Raw genomic sequence first — 19,845 nt, 5'->3', positions numbered from 1 at the left:
CTCTATTGAGCACTCAAATTAACTCACTTTTTTACAATTTAAAGTAAGCCACTTACCGTATCATAAGTTTGACTTGGCCATACACCCACTTGTACTTGGCCAATATGCTGCTTTTGTAGCAATAGCATAGCCAAGCGAGACTGCCCTATTCCACCGCCAATCGTTTGCGGAAATTTACTTTGTAGTAGCGCTTTATGCCAATCAAACTCTAAGCGGTCTTCATCTCCAGTTGTACTTAACTGCGCTTTTAAAACCTCCGGACTTACACGTATACCCATTGATGATATTTCAAATGCATTTTCAAGCACTGGGTTCCATACCAAAATATCGCCATTTAAACCCATGTATTGATCGCATGTTGGCGTAGACCAATCATCGTAATCTGGGGCTCTTACATCGTGAATTTTGCCATCTCCGAGTGCGCCACCAATACCAATTAAAAATACAGCACCATATTCTTGTGCAATGGCTTTTTCGCGTTGCTTAGCACTAAAATCAGGATACATTTTACGTAGCTCTTCACTGTGCACAAACTTAATATCGTCCGGTAAAAATGGCGTTAAACCATAAGACTCGCTTACAAAAGCTTCCGTCTCTTTTATTCCTTTATAAATAGATTGAACAGTTTGCTTTAGTGTTGCCAGCGAACGTTCTGTCGTTTCGTTAATTACTTTTTCCCAATCCCATTGATCAACATATACAGAATGAATAGGACTTAATGAATCTTCATCTGGGCGCAAAGCCTTCATTTGAGTGTAAATACCCTCACCAACACTAAAGCCATAAGTAGCCAGTGTTTTACGTTTCCACTTAGCCAGTGAATGCACCACTTCGTAGCGGCTATCTGTAATCGCTTTCACATTTACAGCAACTGCGTTTTCATGGCCGCTTAAGTTATCTTGCGTGCCGTCGCCAACCTTAGCCAAAATTGGGGCTTGAACCTCAACCAGCCCAAGTTGGGTTTCTAGTTGTTGTGAAAAAAATTGCTTAACTTTACTTATTTGCTGCTGTTGCTGCACATAGTGTGAACTCATAATAATTGGCCTCATTCCCAGTTATTGTTACTTGCTTAATTGATAAAAAACGATCTAACTAGCGTCCTTAATGAAGTTAATGTAACGATTCAAAGGATTAATTCAATATCCCATAACAAAAATAGCTTTAATATATAAAAACCATCAATTAAGTGGTATAAAAACCATATATTCGACAATTTTATGATAAAAATATAATGGAAAATTATTTAATCGATAATCTCGATAAACAGATACTTCATGCGTTAATGGCAAATGCCCGTACTGCGTACGCCGAATTAGCAAAAAGATTTAATGTAAGCGCAGGGACAATTCACGTAAGAATTGAAAAAATGAAGCAAGCAGGGATCATTACAGGCACCCAATTAACGATTAATACTAAACAGCTGGGCTACGATGTATGCTGCTTTATAGGTATTAATTTAAATAATGCACGTGATTACCCGCAAACGCTTATAAAGCTAGAAGCATTGGAGGAAGTGGTAGAGGCTTATTACACAACAGGTAACTACAGCATATTTATAAAGGTAATGACAAAGTCCATTGATCACTTACAAGATGTGCTGATTAATAAAATACAGGCAATAGAAGCAATCCAATCAACAGAAACACTTATTTCTCTACAAAACCCAATTAGCCGTACGGTAATGCCTTAACTGTAAAAATCTCGTATAATTGCCGAAAAAAGAGGATAACCATGCAGCAAACTCGCTATCAAAGAATCGAAGACGTACTTTCGCGCCGTCAAACAGACCTAACCGTGTGTTTAGAAGACGTGCACAAACACCATAACTTATCTGCAATAGTACGAAGTGCTGATGCGGTTGGTTGCCATCACGTACATGCTGTATGGCCTGAAAAGCAAAAATGGCTAACAAATAATACCTCAGGTGGCAGTAAAAACTGGCTAGAGACGCACCTACATAGAAATATTGATGATGCAGTTACTGCAATGCGTGAACGCAATCCAGAAATACAAATACTCGCAACTCATCTATCAGAAGATGCCGTTGATTTTAGAGAAGTAGATTACACCAAGCCAACGGCTATTATTGTTGGACAAGAAAAAACAGGGATCTCAGAAAAAGCTCTAGAATATGCCGATCAAAATATTATTATTCCAATGCAAGGCATGGTGCAATCACTAAATGTTTCGGTTGCTGCTGCGCTAATATTGTTTGAAGCACAGCGTCAACGTGAGCTGGCTGGTTTATATAATAGAGATATGCTGAGCGCCGAAGTTAAGCACCCACTTTACTTTGAAGGCTGCCATCCTATTATTGCTAGGCAGTGCAAACAAAAAAAATTACCCTACCCTGCACTTGATGAAAACGGCGAAATAGTCGCTGACGAGCAATTTTGGCAAGCTTTAAAACATACTTGATGGACTAAAGCTCTGTAAGTACACTTAACTTATTCACAAATAATAAGATTGATATAATTTGTCTAAACCTAGCTTAAATCAATACCCAATTACAGAGCTCAAAGGGGTCGGCCCAAAAATGGCTGAGCGTTTGTTAAAGTTAGGTATTTTAACTGTGCAAGATATGCTTTTTCATTTGCCACTTCGCTATGAAGATCGCACTCGCTTATACGCTATTAGCGAGTTGTCACTTCACAGCCACGTAAGTGTTGAAGCAACAATTGAAACAAGCCAAATTACGTTTGGAAAAAGGCGCATGCTTGTTTGCCAAATCAATGATGGTACTGGCAGGCTAACACTACGATTTTTTAATTTTACCGCCGCACAAAAAAACGCATTTAGTGCAGGTAAAATAATACGTTGTTTTGGTGAAGTGCGCCGTGGCCGCGTTGGCTTTGAAATGAGTCATCCTGAATACAGCATCAGCGATACCTCTAACGAGCAGCCGGTAGCGACCACATTAACGCCCGTTTATTCAACAACCGAAGGTTTAAAGCAACTATCGATTAGAGCTTTAAGCGAGCAGGCTATTGATTTACTAAATAAATACTCAGTAGAAGAACTACTGCCTTCACAGTGGCAGCCATCAAATATGCCGCTAAGTGACGCCTTATTATTACTGCACCGCCCACCAAATGATGTTGATGTAACTGCATTAGAGCAAGGTACTCACCCAGCTCAACAGCGCCTTGTATTTGAGGAGTTACTTGCTCAAAACCTCAGCTTATTAAAAGTACGAGAGCAAGGGCAACAAGTTAAAGCCGTCGCATTAAATCCGGTAAACACATTAGAAAGCCAATTTTTAGAGCAACTTCCTTTTGCCCCCACAAATGCGCAAAGCCGCGTAGTTGCTGAGATTAAAGGCGATATGCAACACGCGTATCCCATGATGCGTTTAGTACAAGGCGATGTAGGCTCAGGTAAAACCCTAGTAGCAGCACTTAGTGCACTAACAGCCATTGCCCAGGGCTTTCAAGTAGCTTTAATGGCTCCTACTGAAATTTTATCAGAGCAACATGGTGTTAATTTTACAACGTGGTTTAATCAACTAGGCATAACCGTTGCGTGGCTTGGCGGTAAAACAAAGGGCAAAGAGCGCGTAGCAACACTTGAAAAAATCGCCTCTGGTGAGGCGCAAATGATTATTGGTACTCACGCTTTATTTCAAGATGAAGTTAAGTTTAATAACTTAGTGCTTATCGTTATTGATGAACAACACCGCTTTGGTGTCCACCAGCGTTTATCACTACGCGAAAAGGGTAAGTTTGGTGATTGTTACCCTCATCAACTAGTTATGACCGCAACACCTATCCCACGTACACTCGCTATGACCGCCTACGCCGACTTAGAAACGTCTGTGATTGACGAGCTGCCACCAGGGCGTACGCCAATCACAACAGTGGCACTTCCTGATACTCGCAGAGACGATATTATTGCTCGCGTTAAATTAGCGTGTAACGAGCAAGGCCGCCAAGTTTATTGGGTGTGTACACTTATTGATGAATCTGAAGTACTGCAGTGCCAAGCCGCCGAAGACAGTGCACTGCAGTTAAAAGAAGCGCTACCAGAGCTAAATGTTGGTTTAGTACATGGCCGAATGAAATCAGCTGAAAAACAAGCCATTATGAGTGAGTTTAAAGCAGGTAATATACATGTTTTAGTTGCCACTACGGTTATTGAAGTCGGTGTAGATGTCCCTAATGCGAGCTTAATCATTATAGAAAACCCCGAGCGCTTAGGCTTAGCACAGCTGCATCAGTTACGTGGGCGAGTTGGCCGTGGCGCTACTGCATCGCATTGCGTGCTTTTATACCACGCACCACTGTCTCATACTGCTCAAAAGCGATTAGGTGTACTACGCGATAGTAACGATGGTTTTGTGATAGCTGAGCGCGATTTAGAAATTCGTGGCCCTGGTGAAGTACTTGGTACAAAACAAACGGGTTTAGCCGAGTTTAAAATTGCCGATCTTACCCGCGATAAGCACATACTTAACCAAGTAAGACCGATTGCACAGCAAATGCTTAAGCAACACCCTGAAGCTGTTGACCCACTAATTCAACGTTGGTTGGGTAATAAGCAAAATTACGCGCAAGCGTAACCACTCTATTTTCGATACTTTGAGTTTAGTAAGTTAATTTACTAAATTAGCTTACTAAGTTAGAGATGCTAAATTTATTCGTTAGCATTTACAAAGGCTATAAAAAAGTCAGCTCTAAACAATATAGAGCTGACTACTGATACCTAAGCTAAGCAGCATAAAAGCGATTAGCGCCTTTTACTGCTCTTAGTTAAATTTAAGCTTTATTAAGCTCAAATATAAGCGATGTTTGCGGAAATGATATTGGCATTTGTAAGCCAAACTGCATTAACGCTTCACCTGTAAATGTTTGACCATTTACCGCAGCAATAGAAGATGGGCGATACTCTTCAAATTTTACCGGCCACACTAAATTAAGTGTGTACTGCGCATCGGCATCTAGGCCAACAAAACGAAGCTTATTAGGCGCTGTACGCGGTGTTTCACGAACGCTGTTATACGCAAATAACGCTTTTGTTTTTTGCTCATCGATTAAACCAAAGTTAATTGATAAATCGTCGCTATCAAGGCGGTACAAATCGGCGCTATGAATAAACTCACGATGCTCTTTATGAAGTGCTATTGCCGCTTTAAGTGCATTGTATTCATGATCGTTCAGTTCACGTGGGTCCATTTCGATTCCCATGTGGCCAAACATTGATACCGCAGCACGCATTTCAATACTTACATTACGCCCTGTGATATGACAATCGCGTGGGCCTACGTGTGCACCCATAACCGACGATGGGAAAAAGAACGAACATCCACGCTGTATTTCAAGGCGATCTAGCGCATCGTTTGAATCTGACGTCCATACACGGTCTGTGTGTGCAAGTACGCCGTAATCTACACGTGCACCACCTGACGAACAGCTTTCTATTTCAAGCCCTGGATGCGCCGCTTTAATACGGTCAATTAAACGATAAAGTGCTAATGTTTGCTGGTGCACTGCTGGCTTACCATCAAAATTACCCGCATGGTTAATATCGCGGTTCATATCCCATTTAATGTACTTAATAGTTGGGTATTCAACTAAAATATCGTCAATTGCTTTGTATAGGTACTCAACAACCTCAGAGCGCGTTAAATCAAGTACTAGCTGATTTCTAAAGCTTAACTGTTCGTTGTTTTGAGAGCCTAAAACCCAATCAGGATGCGCGCGGTATAAATCACTATCTGGGTTAACCATTTCTGGTTCAAACCAAATACCAAACTCCATACCTAAGCTATTCACATGATCTATGACTGGTGATAAACCATCTGGGTAAATTTTGTAATCTACTGTCCAATCACCTAAACCAGCGTTATCGCCACGGCGGCCTTTAAACCAACCATCATCAAGTACAAAACGTTCAATACCTAACGGCGCTACTCTGTCCGCTAGCTGCTTAAGCGTATCTACGTCGTGATCAAAGTAAATGCCTTCCCATGTGTTGTAATGCACAGGACGCGTTTTTTCACGCTGTGCTTGGCTAAGTAAATTAGCTTTAACAAAACGATGAAAATTACGAGAAAGCGCACTAAAACCTTCACTCGAAAACGAGCCATAAATGCTCGGGCTTTGATACGTTTGACCTTTAGCAAGCGTAAGCTCACCAGGTAGTAATAGCTCACCCATTTGCACGTAACGACGACCTTCAGCTAAAAGCTCTGCGCGTAGTTTATTATTACCACTCCAACCTAAATGAAAGCCGTAACATTCGCCGTGCTGCTCGCCTGCATTTTCGTTATGCACTAATAAACCAGGAAATACATCGTGTGATGTTTTGCCTTTACGGTTTTCACGAACAAAACTGCCTAAGACTAAATCAACCGATTGACGTTGGAACTCGTTTGACCAACGACCTTCAAAGCTCACTATTTTGCTTACGCTATCTGGCAATTGAAATGTTGGCGCGGCGCAAAAGTTAACGCTTAGCGGTAAGTCGCCTAAATTAGTTAATACAGTATGTGCGCTTAGTACATCAGTGTTTTTATCAAGTGTAATGCTGTGCACTACTTCAATACCACGAAGCTTATCTACGCTTACAAACTCAACTGTCGCACTTGAAGGCTGACGAACTTCTTGAAGCTCTGGCCCTACTGACCATGCGATTGAATCATTTACTAGCTCAAGCCCTGGCGCACCAGTAAAGCCTTCGCCTAATAACGGAGATAGAGAAATAGGCGCTTCTTCAACCACGGCACATTTTACTTCTTGACGCGTAGCAAGCTGAGTTAGCATTGTTTCTGTTGTTTGCTCAGATAGGCGTTTACCAAAGTACAGTAACGCCGGTGTTTTGCTCTGGCAGTCGAAAATAACGGTGCTGTTTACACTGTCTAATCGATAAAATGATTTAGTGTCGGCCATGATTTTCCTATCCTCTTGTTCATTGTGTGAGTTATAAATATAACGAAAATTAGTAAGCTACACTATGTACTAAATGTATCTCTTTGCTTGAGCCACAATCTATCAGACGGTGACACTCAATAATAATAGTATATATCATATAAATTAGGTTTTGATAGTCTTTACATCGCAAATAGTCAGATAAACTCACTGGAAGTACCACTGTAATAAAAAGTATTAAACTAACCTTAGCTTTGAAGTTCTCATGTTGCTTTTAATACATATAAAAAATCGGCCAGAGTTTCCCCATGACCGACTTTGTCAGCTTAAACTATTTATACGTTATTTTTGTACTTGTGCTTGGCCTGCGTCATCAAGTGCTGGTGTTTTACCTGCCCACTGCGCATTTAAACCAAATACCACTTTATTTACTATCAATGCAAAAGCGACACATACAATCAGTGTAATTGGCATTAAGTGAATGTAATGAATGTCAGTATGTAGTGGTGAGTTTGCAAATGTAAGCATGCCGTACATTACAACACCTAAAATTACTGCTGCAATACCTGCACGTGCATCCACATTTTTAAATAATAAACCCACTACAAAAATTGAGAATATAGGCATACTTAATAAGCCATTTAATTGCTGTAGTAAGTTAATAATACTGTCTGCTTGCTGGTAAATTGGTACAAGTACCAGTGTTAAGCTTGTTAGTAGCAATGTTACGTAACCACTTAGCTTTACAACACTTGGCTCTTTATTAAAGTACGCTTCGTGAATGTCACACACATATAGTGCTGTAGCTGAATTTAATAAGCTGTTGTAAGTAGAGAGTACAGCTGCTGCCATTGCCGCTGCGAACACACCGGTTAACCATGCTGGCATTACATCACCCACAATTCGACCATAAGCAGCGTCACCAATATCGCCATAAAGTTTAAACGAAATAATACCCGGTAATACCACAATTGCAGGGACGATTAAAAAACGAATACCCGCAGCTGCAAATATACCTTTTTGCGCTTCTTTAACATTAGGTGCTGCCATTGCTCGTTGTGTAATTGTTTGGTTAGTACCCCAGTAATACATCTGAATAAAGATCATACCGGTTAAAAGTGTTGGCCACGGAATAGGTGAATCAGCATCGCCTATGAGTGTTAAGCGCTCCTCAGGAATACCCGTAAAGTCATAATCAATCGCATTAAGTGCTAAAAACACGACTAAAACAGCCATACCTAGTACAAGTATGCCATTGTAGGTATCCGATACAGCAACTGCTCTCAGGCCGCCAAAAAACGCATAAACAGCACCAATAATGGCAAATGCGGTGGCAATATACATTAGTGGAATATCAACCTTAAACATGGTTTGCATAAATAGCGCGCCAGAATAAATAACCGCTGGCATATAAATAAGTGCATTACCTAAAAAGAATAAACCACCAATAACAGCGCGAATATGTTTGTTGTTATAGCGCTTTTCTAAAAGCTCTGTGGTAGTTGTACAGTTGTATTTGTAATAAACAGGAATGAACACTTTGGCTAAAATAATCAAACCTATAATTGCTGCAAGCTCCCACCAAACCAGTAAAGCCATTTGGTTACCATTCATACCTACAAGCTGATCAGTACTTAAATTAGTTAATGTGATTGAACCTGCAACAAACATCCAAGTAAGGCCACCGCCCGCTAAAAAATACTCTTTGGTTTGGCTTTGTCCGTTATTGCGATTTTGGCCTCGGCATTTCCAATAAGTAAGGCCACCAATTAAAGCGGTGACAAAAACAAAAACCACCAGCTGTAAAATGTTATCTGACATGTGTGTGTCTCCTGCGCGTTATACGCAATGTCTGTGTAATAAAAAAGTGCACGCTACAGCGCGTGCGCATCTCGACTTAGTTCTAACTTAATTTGCTTTAAAGGCATAAGTTCGGGACGTTGGTTATGCAGCTTTACCAATGCATTTAACTGAAACAGTGAAATAAGCATGCTGTTAAGCACACTCAAGTAACCTTGCTTGTGTAAGTTTGCAACGGTATCGCTATTTAATGTTTGCAGTTTGTCTTCATCAACGGTGCTCAAACCTTGAATAGTTTGGGTTTCGCCTTGTTCAAACTGCAATACAATATCTATGTTTTTAATGAGCCCTAACCGCGCAACTTCTTGGGTAAATTGATACGTTTGATAGTCATTTTTTAAGTCGCTTTCTAACAGTTTTTGCTGTGCACTTAAAAATAAACTCGGATTACCTTTAGCATCAAATAGTGCCTCACCTTGCTGCGTGTTTACGGCTGAGCTTTGATCATCAATCGCGATAAAATAATCGCTACTATTTGCTTCTCGGGTCATTAAATAAAGAGGCTGGGTTTGCATACATACCGGCGTGTAAAGTGCCTGCCATTGGTTGTTATTAACCAATAAACTTTGACCTGCACTAAAGCTGGTTAACGCTGATACTGTATAACTGCCATTTTGTGTATTACGTGCTAAAAAAATAGGTAAGTCGCAGGCTGCTTTTGCTATTTCATTTGCTCTTAAATTAACTAAATGCTGCGTTTTTGCGTATTCAACGGCTGCATTGGGGTTAATTTTTAATGTTTGGTGTTTGGTGTTTACTAGTTCACTAATAGCCATAGTTACACATCCTTAAACTGGGTTAGCTGCTAACCACTGCTCTATAAAAGCACGGTGAGGTGGCAAAGTTTGCAACATCTGCTGTGTAAGCTGGCTGTTACGTTCAATTATTTGTTTGGCTTGCACATGTTGTGAGTACAAATATGCTTGCTTAGTAAAGTCTGGTTTAAAACCCATGCCATATAACACGTACTGGTAGCTGGCAGCTGGGAATAACTCTAAAGCGCCATGAAAATCTTGGATAAGTGGGCCACGGCTTCCCCAAAGCAGTAAATCTTCTTGTAGGGTTTGTGGAATAGTGTCGGTCTGTACATGCGCTTGCCAGTAAGGTTCTGGGCGCTTGGTTAGCATGTAATGCAGTTTTAAAAAGTCGATAATACGCTGCCAACGGTAATCCATTTGCTCGTTAAAGCGTTTAGCTACTATAGGCATTACTTGTGTATCTGCTGGCATATGCTCTGCTACAAAGCGTGCTGAAATTTCAACAAGCATAATAGCGGTTGCTTCAAGCGGTTCTACAAACCCTGCTGACATACCAACGGCAACACAGTTTTTATGCCAAAACTTCTCACGGTATCCTGATTCAAAACTAATTTTACGGGCAGTTAAACCGTTTGCTGCATCGCCTAAATAGTTTCTTAGGTTTTGCTCTGCTTCATCGTCTGATAAAAATTTGCTTGAATAGACATGTCCTACACCTCGGCGGTGCGTTAAACCTATATCCCAAATCCATCCAGCGTTTTGCGCTGTTGCTATGGTATGGCTGGCAAGAAGCTGCTCGTTTTCATCGTAAGGGACTTGCATAGCCAGTGCGCTGTCGTTAAATAGCACGTGGTCCATTTTTTTAAACGGTACGTTGAGCGCTTGGCCTAATAACAATGATGAAAAACCAGTACAGTCTATAAATAAGTCGGCGTTTATAGTGCGGGTTTGATCTTTTAGAGTAAGCACATTTATTGCACCATCGTCATCAAGCTTTACCTGATCAACAGTACCAATAATATGCTCTACGCCAAGCTTACTTTTACAATGCTGTTTAAGCATTTCTGCAAAAGCGCCGGCATCTAAGTGATAAGCGTAATTACAATTACCTTGATATTCACCTTGCGCTATACCTCTTGGGGCTAAGCTTGCTTCGCAAATATCATGTTGAAAATTAGTTTGCTGTGCAAAGTCTTCAACATTATCTAAATATGGGGCTAAATCTATACGGCCGTAGCCTAGCGGTACAGTAAATGGATGGTAGTAAAAGTCATTATTGCCATGAGTCCAATTTACAAACTTCCCGCCTTGTTTGAAGGTAGCATTACAGGCTTTAAACACATCAACTTCACGCAAGCCTATTTGCTGAAGTGTGTTTTTCATCGTGGGCCAGGTACCTTCACCTACGCCAATAGTTGGAATGTCTGACGATTCAACCAACATCACTTTTAAGCCGTCACCATTTTGACCTTGGTGATACGAAGCTATAATTGCAGCGCTCAGCCATCCTGCTGTACCACCGCCAACTACCGCTACTGTTTTTATTGCTTTATTCATAATGGACTACTCTTTGAGTATTTTTTGATAACGTTTTATACAGCAAATGCCCGTTAGGGCATTTTGATTTAATGTGAATTCATTTTAGCCAATTAGGTTAACTAATATACATTACTGCTAAATTAACCTAATTGGTATTAGCACCTCGGTGCTGTAATGAAAACTAAGAGGCGAAAAAATACGCCTCCATCATTAATTAAAACGATCCGCGAATACCAAACGCGTAACGTGAGCCATTATCTTCTACTGAATAGATTTGGTTAGCAAAACGACCTGTTTGTACTAGCTCTTCTTCAGTAATATTGATGCCTTCCGCAAAAATAGTGAAGTTTTCGTTAATATCGTAACTTGCACTAATATCCCACTGACCGTAAGTTTCTACGTTAACTGGTTCACCGTTAAAGCCGTTATCAACTAAGCGTAAAAAGCCTTCACGGTTGTTAAATGCAACACGTGCTTGCCAGTTTTCTTGCTCATAGAAAAATATTAAGTTTTGTGAATCCCCTAAACCTTCAAGTGCAAATGTTTGTGTAGTATCGTCACCCACACTAATGTCGCTATTCACAACAGTTGCATTGGCAATAAAACCAAAGCCATTTTCAAACATGTGAGTAACACCGACTTCAAAACCGGTTACAGTTGCAGACTCACCATTTTGAGGACGACTTGCAGTGTAAACTTCTGAGCTACCAATAAGTTCGTCATCTGTTTGGTCTGTACATGTAGTACACGCAAAATCAGGACCTGAACGGTCAGACATTTCGTATGTTTCTGCACCTGTTAGAGTAACAATAAAGTCATCTACTTCTTTACTAAATACTGCAAAGCTAAATAAGTTAGCATCGTTGTAGTACCACTCGTAAGAAATATCCCAGTTTTCAGACTGGAATGGTTTAAGTGCTGGGTTACCACCACTTGCCGTTAAATTTTGACGACGTGGCTCGTTAAAGTTTGTCGCAGGAGATAGCTGAGACATAGTTGGGCGAGTGATACTGTCGTACGCTGCAAAGCGTAAAATCATGTTGTCTTGCAGCTCTAACTTAACATTGAAAGACGGTAATAAGTTTGAGTAGCTAGTGCCTTGCTCGATGTTCGTTGCAGGCCCAAAAACATTCTGAAACAATGTTGCGTCAGATGTTGGTATTACATCGCTAATAAAGCTTTGTATTGCAGCAACTTCAATATCAGTTTCTGAGTAACGCGCGCCAAAGTTAACTGTTACAGGCATATCTGAAAGGTCAAAACCAAGCGTAAAGTCCATGTATAAGCTAGTGATGTCTTCGTTAATTGTGTAACGGTTATTTTGTAGTGTTGGCTCTACTGGGAAACCTTGATCGGCTAAGTAATCAAGCATTTTATCGCCATCGTAGCTATAAAATGTATCGATTAAACCAGGGAAGTAGTTACTCGCTGTATAAGCTTCAAAATCAATTGCATCAAGTGGTGCTTGTGTACCATAACCACAGAACTGACATTGACTACCAAAGATTTGAAAGCTTGATTTTTCACGTTCTTGGCGATAAGCACCAAAGTTAATGCGATCAACGGGGCCTTTATCTGGCACATATTCAAAATCGGCTTTTACTTCAGTAATTTCATCTTCATCTGTAAATTGATTACCAATTTCGTTGTAATGAAGTCGCGCTAGGCTTGGATCTGGCAACGAACCATTTTCAAAACCATCATGCTGTACAGTAGGAATGCTGCCTGTACCGTCAAAAGTATAGCTATTGATAACACCTACAACGTTAAAGCGATCTCTACCCGCACGGTCGTTTTCGGCTGTTGAGCGAGATACGTCAAATTTTGCTTTTAATGACTCGTTGACTTGCCAGTCAACGTTAATACCAAATGCTTTATTAGTTACATCACGTGAGTTACGTGTGTGAGATACAAAGTCACTTGCCGGATCGCCACTTGGTGCGCCCAAACCCACTTCTTGGGAGAAAGTTAAAAGCGTGCCTGTTTCAGGATCAATTGTTGCGCTACCTACGCGGTCTGGTTCAAACCACGATGCTAAATCGCGTACTGTTGAATCAACTTCAAATTTTGAAATCATGCCATCAACAGTAATCGTAACATCGTCAGACGGTGCATATTGTAGTACTAAACTTGCGTTTGTACGCTCACGGTCTTGCTCATCAACAACTTGATCCCAGTTACGTGGAATGTAGGCATTTTCAAACAATACACCATCCGTTGGATTAGAGATTGTTTGGCCACCGCGCCAACCAGCCGTTAAAATTTGGTTATTCTGAAGTTTACGTTGTTGATTAGTGATGGCAAAAAGCACACCTAGCTTGTCATCGTTAAACGTATTACTTATTAAGAATGATGTTGATGGAGATACTTCTTCAGAAAGGCTTTCGTACATACCTTTAACTGAACCTAAAATATGTAAACCGCCAAAATCAAAAGGACGTGCTGTAGTTACGTTAACCGTACCACCAATGCCGCCTTCTTGAAGCGTTGCTGTATTACTTTTATAAATATCAGCACCGGTGATTTGATCTGCAGCTAATACATCAAAGTTGAATTCACGCCCTGCACTGTCTGTCGCAATTTGACGACCATTAACAAGTACAGTATTAAATTGTGGACCAAAACCACGAATAGTTACCGCTTGGCCTTCACCACCACTACGGTCAATTGCTACACCTGTAATACGTTGCAGAGATTCTGCTACGTTTAAATCAGGAAATTTACCAAGATCTTCTGCTTTAATCCCGTCTGTAACAACATTAGATGCTTTTTTATCTAACATTGATGAACGTAAGCTGCTGCGGATACCCGTTACTGCGATAACTTCAACATCTTCATTTACTACTGTAGGTGTGTCGCCTTCAGCGCCTTGAGCTGCAACGCTTCCGCTTGCCAATATACCAGTGATAGCAATACTGAGCGCGGTTTTCTTGTTGAACGATAACTTATTGTTAATTATCATTTTTTAAAAACTCCTGATTGTGTGTAGTCGTTGTGTCGTTGTGGTAGTGCATATAGTTTCAAATACTATTTATATTATAAATACTTTAAAACAGCAAAAAGTGCAACCTTTTCCTGAATTATAGATAGCATTTAATCACCGTATTTTTGCTTTTAATTTTCTTTAAATTAACATTGGAAGGCTGCATTCACTCAGAAAAAGAGTAAATAATAACCTGCTCGTAATCCTCTCCCGGCAATAAATTAGCTTTTGGGAAATTTTCACGATTTGGCGCATCAGGCCAGTTTTGCGCTTCAAAACACAAAGCTTGGCGTGCTTTAAAAGGCGCACCAACAAAGTTAGCAGTATATAGTTGCATACCTGGCTGAGTGCTTTTAAGGGTTAAATTAACCTTCGTGTGTGGCGAAGTTAATGTAGCCATCGTCTTTAAACTGCTGTCATCATTAAAAATATAGCAGTGATCAAAGCCATTTCCAGCTTCTAGCTGAGGATGAACGGCGCTTAAGGCCTCACCAACTTGAGCTGGCTTAGTAAAGTCAAAGCAGGTGCCTGTAACTAAAGCGGATTCATTAAGTGGAATACTTGTTGTATCGATAGGAAGATAGTAATTGGCATTAACTTGAACAAGGTGTTCATTAATTGATTCGCTGCCATCAAGATTAAAGTAGCAATGGTTGGTAAAGTTAACGAGCGTTTCTTTATTGGTTAGCGCTTTAAAGTGCAGAGTAAGCTCGCCGTTTTTAGCGCTAATAGTTTGCCAAACCTGCAACTCACCGGGGAAACCTTGCTCGCCGTCGGGCGAGCAATAATAAAGTTCAACTTCACTTTCAGTTTGTTTGGTTACTTGCCACAGTACTTTATTAAAGCCTTTAACGCCGCCGTGCAGGCTATTAGGGCCGTTATTTGCTTCTAGTTGATACTGTGTACCAGATAAGCTAAAACGCCCCTTTGCAATGCGATTAGCGTATCGACCTACTGTAGCGCCAAGATAAAATGGGTTTTCAAGATAGTATTGAGGATCATCGACGCTAAGCGTCATTTCTTGTTTTTTAAATTTAATGCTTTTTATTATTGCGCCAAATGGCAAAATTTCAGCTGTTAAATTTTGACCATCACTGAGCTGAATAACTTGTAAAGGTTGGTTATTGGCAATAGATGTCACACGCATTCTCCAATCAAATTACCGAATTAACATTTCCTGTTATAACGGCGCAATAATATATAATATAAATAGTATATAACTAGCGCTTATAACTCAATCCAAATGCGTTAAAAAATCACGACAAAAATTTACAGCTGCCATTATTATTTACATAAGGCGAGTAAATTAAATACTTATTGTTTTTAACCCCCAAAAAATCACACCTAATTAACTAACACATAAAATAAATAAAAAGACAAATACAATCATAACCTTAAGAAAATACAATCAATCGAAATATGTTAAAGTTTTATTAAACCACTCTTTTATTTGGAAAATTTTCAGCCTTACTTTGTTTAGTTGATGTCTGCACCATTTAATCCAGCTTAATCGCTGCGTGTGCACTTTGTTTTTAGTATTTATAAACATTAACTGAGAGAAGAAAGGAATTATGATCCCATTTAAACTTAATAAACTGAGCATATTAGTTAGCGCTGTATCTGGCACATTCATATTAGCAAGCAGCCCTATACATGCAGCTCAAAGTGATAAAGTTCAGCAGGAAATGGAAGCGATCACGGTAACAGGCTACCGCTCTAACCTAGCCCGTAGTAAAGAACTCAAAAAAAATGCCATTGGCTCGCAAGACAGCATATTAGCTGAAGACATTGGCGAATTCCCTGATGCCAACTTAGCTGAGTCATTACAGCGTGTACCAGGTGTATCTATTTCACGCGACTCAGGTGAGGGTCGTCAAATATCGCTACGTGGCTTAGGCCCTAATTTTACACGCACACGCTTAAATGGCATGGAAGCACTTTTTACAAGCGATTCAGGTATTGACCAACGTGGTGGTGCATCTCGCTCTCGAGATTTTGATTTCAGTATTTTTGCCTCAGAACTGTTTAATCGCGTAGATGTGTATAAATCGTATGATGCGTCATTAGATGAAGGAGGTATTGCCGGTACTGTTGATTTACATACTGCAAAACCTTTTGATAATTCGGAAGAAGGGCTACAAGGTGCTGTAAGTGTAAAAGGTATTTATAATGATAGAACAGAGCATTCAGACCCTCGCTTTGCTGGTTTGATATCAAATACTTGGGGGAATTTTGGTGCGCTCGTATCGGTTGCTTATTCTGAAGTAGATACAATTGAAGAAGGCTATCATGTGTGGTCTTGGAAACAAGCGAGCTTTGGTGATGATAATGTTGCAGATTCAGTTGATGGCGATATCAAAAACCGTTTAGTTAACGCCACGGGCAATGACCGAGTGTTTGTATCTCGCGCTAATAACATTGCATCTTGGGCTAATACACGTAAACGTACCGGTATTACCGCTGCATTTCAGTGGCAACCTTCTGATGCAATGTCTTTTGATTTGGATATTTTGTACGGAAAGCTATCTAACGATCGCATTGAGAACCAATTATCAACAGCGGGCACAAACGCATTTACTGGCGATGTGACGGCAAATCAGTTACTCGTTGGTGCAGCTATTGAAGGTGACGATTTAGTATACGCCTCATTTGAAGGTCTTGATTTACGTACCGAGTCAAAGGTAAGTTTTGGCGAAACTGATTTTCACCAAATATCACTCAGTGGTAATTTTGAACTAACCGATAAACTATACATGACAACCATGTTTGGTTTATCAAAATCTACTTTTGAGCAACCTATAAACGATAAAGTGTTTAGTGAATCTGTCGACCATGCGTTTTCTGTTGATTGGCGCAATGCTAAATATGGTCAAAATACTTACGACTTTGATATTACCGACGTTGACCAGTGGGCATTAATGCGAACTGATGTCCGCGAAGATGAAATAAGCAATGAATACAACACGTATCAAGTCGATTTTAATTACGAACTCAATGATGTGCATTCATTTAAGTTTGGTCTACAGTCTAAAAATTATCAATCAGATGGCTTTGAACGCAGAGACCGTGTTGATTGGGAAAACAACCCAAATTCACCTGAAGCTGTTTTCCAAATAACAAACATCCCAATATTACATGACTATGTTATTGCAGATAACCAAGCTACTTTTGAGCGTGTTGTTGCAACAGGTTTAATTTCTCGAGAGTTAGACGCCTCTCATAATCGCCCTGGTACTGTATATCAAATTGAAGAAGATACTATTGGGGTTTATGCACAGTATTTATGGAACACCGAAATAAGTAACTTCCCAATTAGAGGTAACTTAGGTTTGCGTTGGTACGAAACTGAACAAACATCGAGCGGGGAAGTTAATACAGGAGCAGGTTTTGAGCAAATTGCATTTAGTAAAACCTATTCCGATTTACTACCAAGCTTAAATGTTGTTGCTGATATTTCTGATAATTGGTTAGTCCGCTTTGGTGCAAATCGCAATATTTCTCGACCAAATTTAAATCAATTAAAAGCGGCTGGGCAAGTGGGCGTTGCAGATCAATTTATTAGTGCTGGTAACCCTAATTTAGAGCGTTTTGTTGCTGATTCATTCGAAACATCATTTGAGTTTTATGGTGATTCATCAAGCTTAGCTATTGCAGTGTTTCACAAAGATATGGAGTCATTTATTGTCCAGCAATCAGTGACCCTACCGTATGAGCAAACGGGTTACCCTCTAGAGTTTTTAGATTTTGACCCGCGCGTAAATGCGCAATCTGAGTTTACCGTTTCACAACCTATAAATGGTGATTCTACAGATGTTACTGGTTTAGAAGTTGCGTTTCAAATGGACTTTGATTTTTTACCCGAGCCGTTTAATTACTTAGGAATGCTCGGTAATGTAACCATTGCAGATGGCGAAACTATTTTGTTTAACGAAGGTGAGCGCATCAGTGTTACTCCTCCTGGCTTGTCTGAGCTGTCTCACAACTTTACCCTTTATTATGAAACGCCGCATTGGGGCATGCGTGTATCGAGCTCTTATCGTGATGAATACATTACAGGGGAAGGCTCAGAGCAAAACATTGTTGCCGGATACGATGAAACAACGTTTGTTGATTTTAAATCGTTCATGAATATTACAGAGCAAGTAAAAATAACCTTTGAAGCAACGAACTTAACCGACGAAGCGATTCGACAATTCCTCGATCACAGAACCCAATCTTACTCACAAAGTGGTCGTAATTTTGCGTTAGGTATGTCGTATAAATTTTAGCTCTCACCTCTAAACTGGCTGCTTTTGCAGCCAGTAACTTTAAGGAAAAAAGTTATGCAAAAACACACTGTTTCATTACTTATTAATTTATTCCTGCTTTTGGTTTGTTGCCCATCAATTGCTGCAAATGACACATTTACTTTAGGTATTGTTGCCGATTGCCAATATGCAGAACAAGCCAATAAAGGTACTCGACACTATACATCTTGCCCTCAAAAGTTCAGCACTGCGGTTGAGCAATTTAATGCTCTGCCTTTATCGGGAGTATTACATTTAGGCGACTTTATCGACCGTGAATTTAAAAGTTTTACCCCATTAAATACAATATCATCGTCACTTAACGCTCCCCTTTATCATGTATTAGGAAACCATGAATTCTCGGTAGATGATAAGTTTAAAATGCGCATAACTAACACTTTAAACATGCCATCGCGCTACTACAGTTTTGAAATAAATAATTGGCTCTTTATTGCTTTAGATGGCAATGATGTAAGTACTTACGCATGGCCTACAAATAGTAAAAAGCATAAACAAAATATGGCCTTGTTTAACTCTCAATATAAAGGGCACGAAGATTGGAATGGCGCAATTGGTATAAAACAGCTTAAGTGGTTAGAAGAAAAGCTAAAAGTAGCGCAAGTAAAAGAGCAACCTGTTGTGCTACTGAGTCATTTTCCTATTTTTCCTGAGAACAATCATAACCTATGGAACGCGCAAGAAGTGCTAACCCTTATTAGCCAGTATCCAGCCGTAAAAGCATGGTTTAATGGTCATAACCATGTAGGTAATTACGCAAAAAAAGACGGCATTCACTTCGTGACTTTTCATGCGATGCTTGATACCGATACAACTGCATTTAGCACTCTTGAATTTTCGCCAACCCAACTTAAAATTAATGGTCAAGGGAGGCAGCCTTCAATGGTTCTTCCTATTAAATAACCGCAATAAAACGAAGATAACCTATGGCTCTATATAATAACGCGTACAAGGAGAGGATTAGCGTGACTAGGGAACTTAGTCACGCATTTTTGGCACTTATGTAGCTATGCAATTGCTCAATAGCACTTTGCATTTGGCGGCTTATATCACCTAGGCTAAACCCTGTTGCCACTTTAATTTGTTGATATGTTTCACCATGAATACGACTACGTACTATAAGGTCTCGCTGCTTATCTGTAAGCGTATTCATCGCATCTGAAATATATTCAATTCGCAAATTCATGCTACATAGATCCTCAGGGCTACCTTGTGTACATAGTGGTTCATCAATATTATCGCGGGTATCGTCTAAAAAATGTTGAGTGTTTTTAAAACGAGAACGATAATTTAAACCAATGTTAATAGCTGAACGAAGCAGATAAGCTTTCGGAAACTCTATTTTATCAATATGCTGATGCGATAACATATTACTAAATGCTTCCTGCACTAAATCTTCATGGTCGCTAAGGCTTGCCCCAAAGAAGTCACGGACTCTACGGTTTAGTTCACTATTGTGCTCGGTATATAATTTTTCAAAAAATGATTCGATAATCATAAAATGACTTTAAAAACCTCTTAATTCAAAAGTAAAA

General features: G+C 39.9%; 13 protein-coding genes. 5 read left to right on the top strand and 8 right to left on the bottom strand.

What is annotated here, in order from left to right; translation table 11 throughout:
- Positions 1 to 38: 38 nt before the first annotated feature.
- Positions 39 to 1,034 carry an aspartate--ammonia ligase gene (gene asnA, locus GQR39_RS12225; protein WP_165735737.1) on the bottom strand — a complete coding sequence of 332 codons (996 nt, stop codon included), beginning with the start codon at positions 1,032 to 1,034 and terminating at the stop codon, positions 39 to 41.
- A gap of 197 nt (positions 1,035 to 1,231) precedes the next feature.
- Here asnA and asnC point away from each other — a divergent pair, with 197 nt between their 5' ends.
- From asnC to recG, 3 genes are read left to right on the top strand one after another with little or no spacing between them, the layout of a single operon-like run.
- Positions 1,232 to 1,690: a transcriptional regulator AsnC gene (gene asnC, locus GQR39_RS12220; RefSeq protein ID WP_002958822.1), complete on the top strand. Its 459-nt coding sequence runs from the start codon at positions 1,232 to 1,234 to the stop codon at positions 1,688 to 1,690.
- A gap of 41 nt (positions 1,691 to 1,731) precedes the next feature.
- On the top strand, positions 1,732 to 2,418 hold the full coding sequence (gene trmH / locus GQR39_RS12215; RefSeq protein WP_007580009.1) for a tRNA (guanosine(18)-2'-O)-methyltransferase TrmH: 687 nt from the start codon (positions 1,732 to 1,734) through the stop codon (positions 2,416 to 2,418).
- Positions 2,419 to 2,476: 58 nt separating this feature from the next.
- Positions 2,477 to 4,558 (top strand): ATP-dependent DNA helicase RecG, encoded by a 2,082-nt coding sequence (recG, locus tag GQR39_RS12210; RefSeq protein WP_165735736.1) that lies wholly within the window; start codon positions 2,477 to 2,479, stop codon positions 4,556 to 4,558.
- A gap of 196 nt (positions 4,559 to 4,754) precedes the next feature.
- On the opposite strand, the gene GQR39_RS12205 is transcribed toward recG, so the two are convergent.
- From GQR39_RS12205 to GQR39_RS12180, 6 genes are all read right to left on the bottom strand, one after another.
- A complete protein-coding gene (locus tag GQR39_RS12205; protein ID WP_165735735.1) occupies positions 4,755 to 6,887 on the bottom strand; it encodes an alpha-galactosidase in 2,133 nt (710 codons plus the stop codon).
- A 321-nt stretch (positions 6,888 to 7,208) separates the two neighbouring features.
- Complete coding sequence (locus GQR39_RS12200) at positions 7,209 to 8,687, bottom strand: SLC5 family protein (protein ID WP_007580003.1); 1,479 nt, start codon at positions 8,685 to 8,687, stop codon at positions 7,209 to 7,211.
- 53 nt (positions 8,688 to 8,740) lie between these two features.
- On the bottom strand, positions 8,741 to 9,502 hold the full coding sequence (locus GQR39_RS12195; RefSeq protein WP_010554817.1) for a SapC family protein: 762 nt from the start codon (positions 9,500 to 9,502) through the stop codon (positions 8,741 to 8,743).
- A 12-nt stretch (positions 9,503 to 9,514) separates the two neighbouring features.
- The gene (locus GQR39_RS12190; protein WP_165735734.1) at positions 9,515 to 11,041 is read right to left on the bottom strand and encodes a tryptophan halogenase family protein; all 1,527 of its coding nucleotides are present in this window, start codon (positions 11,039 to 11,041) and stop codon (positions 9,515 to 9,517) included.
- A 196-nt stretch (positions 11,042 to 11,237) separates the two neighbouring features.
- Positions 11,238 to 13,985, bottom strand: a complete 2,748-nt coding sequence (locus GQR39_RS12185; RefSeq protein ID WP_165735733.1) for a TonB-dependent receptor — start codon at positions 13,983 to 13,985, stop codon at positions 11,238 to 11,240.
- Between the two features lie 187 nt (positions 13,986 to 14,172).
- The gene (locus GQR39_RS12180; protein WP_165735732.1) at positions 14,173 to 15,147 is read right to left on the bottom strand and encodes an aldose epimerase family protein; all 975 of its coding nucleotides are present in this window, start codon (positions 15,145 to 15,147) and stop codon (positions 14,173 to 14,175) included.
- Between the two features lie 430 nt (positions 15,148 to 15,577).
- Between GQR39_RS12180 and GQR39_RS12175 the strand changes: the two genes are divergently transcribed.
- Both GQR39_RS12175 and GQR39_RS12170 read left to right on the top strand, forming a co-directional pair.
- Positions 15,578 to 18,274 (top strand): TonB-dependent receptor, encoded by a 2,697-nt coding sequence (locus tag GQR39_RS12175; RefSeq protein WP_165735731.1) that lies wholly within the window; start codon positions 15,578 to 15,580, stop codon positions 18,272 to 18,274.
- A 54-nt stretch (positions 18,275 to 18,328) separates the two neighbouring features.
- Entirely contained in the window at positions 18,329 to 19,213 is an 885-nt protein-coding gene (locus tag GQR39_RS12170; RefSeq protein WP_165735730.1) for a metallophosphoesterase, read from the top strand.
- Positions 19,214 to 19,292: 79 nt separating this feature from the next.
- Here GQR39_RS12170 and GQR39_RS12165 read toward each other — a convergent pair whose 3' ends face one another.
- Positions 19,293 to 19,808, bottom strand: coding sequence for a sigma-70 family RNA polymerase sigma factor (locus GQR39_RS12165; protein WP_024593443.1), 516 nt, complete (start codon positions 19,806 to 19,808; stop codon positions 19,293 to 19,295).
- Positions 19,809 to 19,845: the final 37 nt, after the last annotated feature.

The organism is Pseudoalteromonas sp. C8 (assembly GCF_011378685.1).
Lineage (GTDB): Bacteria > Pseudomonadota > Gammaproteobacteria > Enterobacterales > Alteromonadaceae > Pseudoalteromonas > Pseudoalteromonas arctica.
Note: the sequence above shows the minus strand (reverse complement) of the source record. Positions and strands in the feature narration are given on the sequence as shown.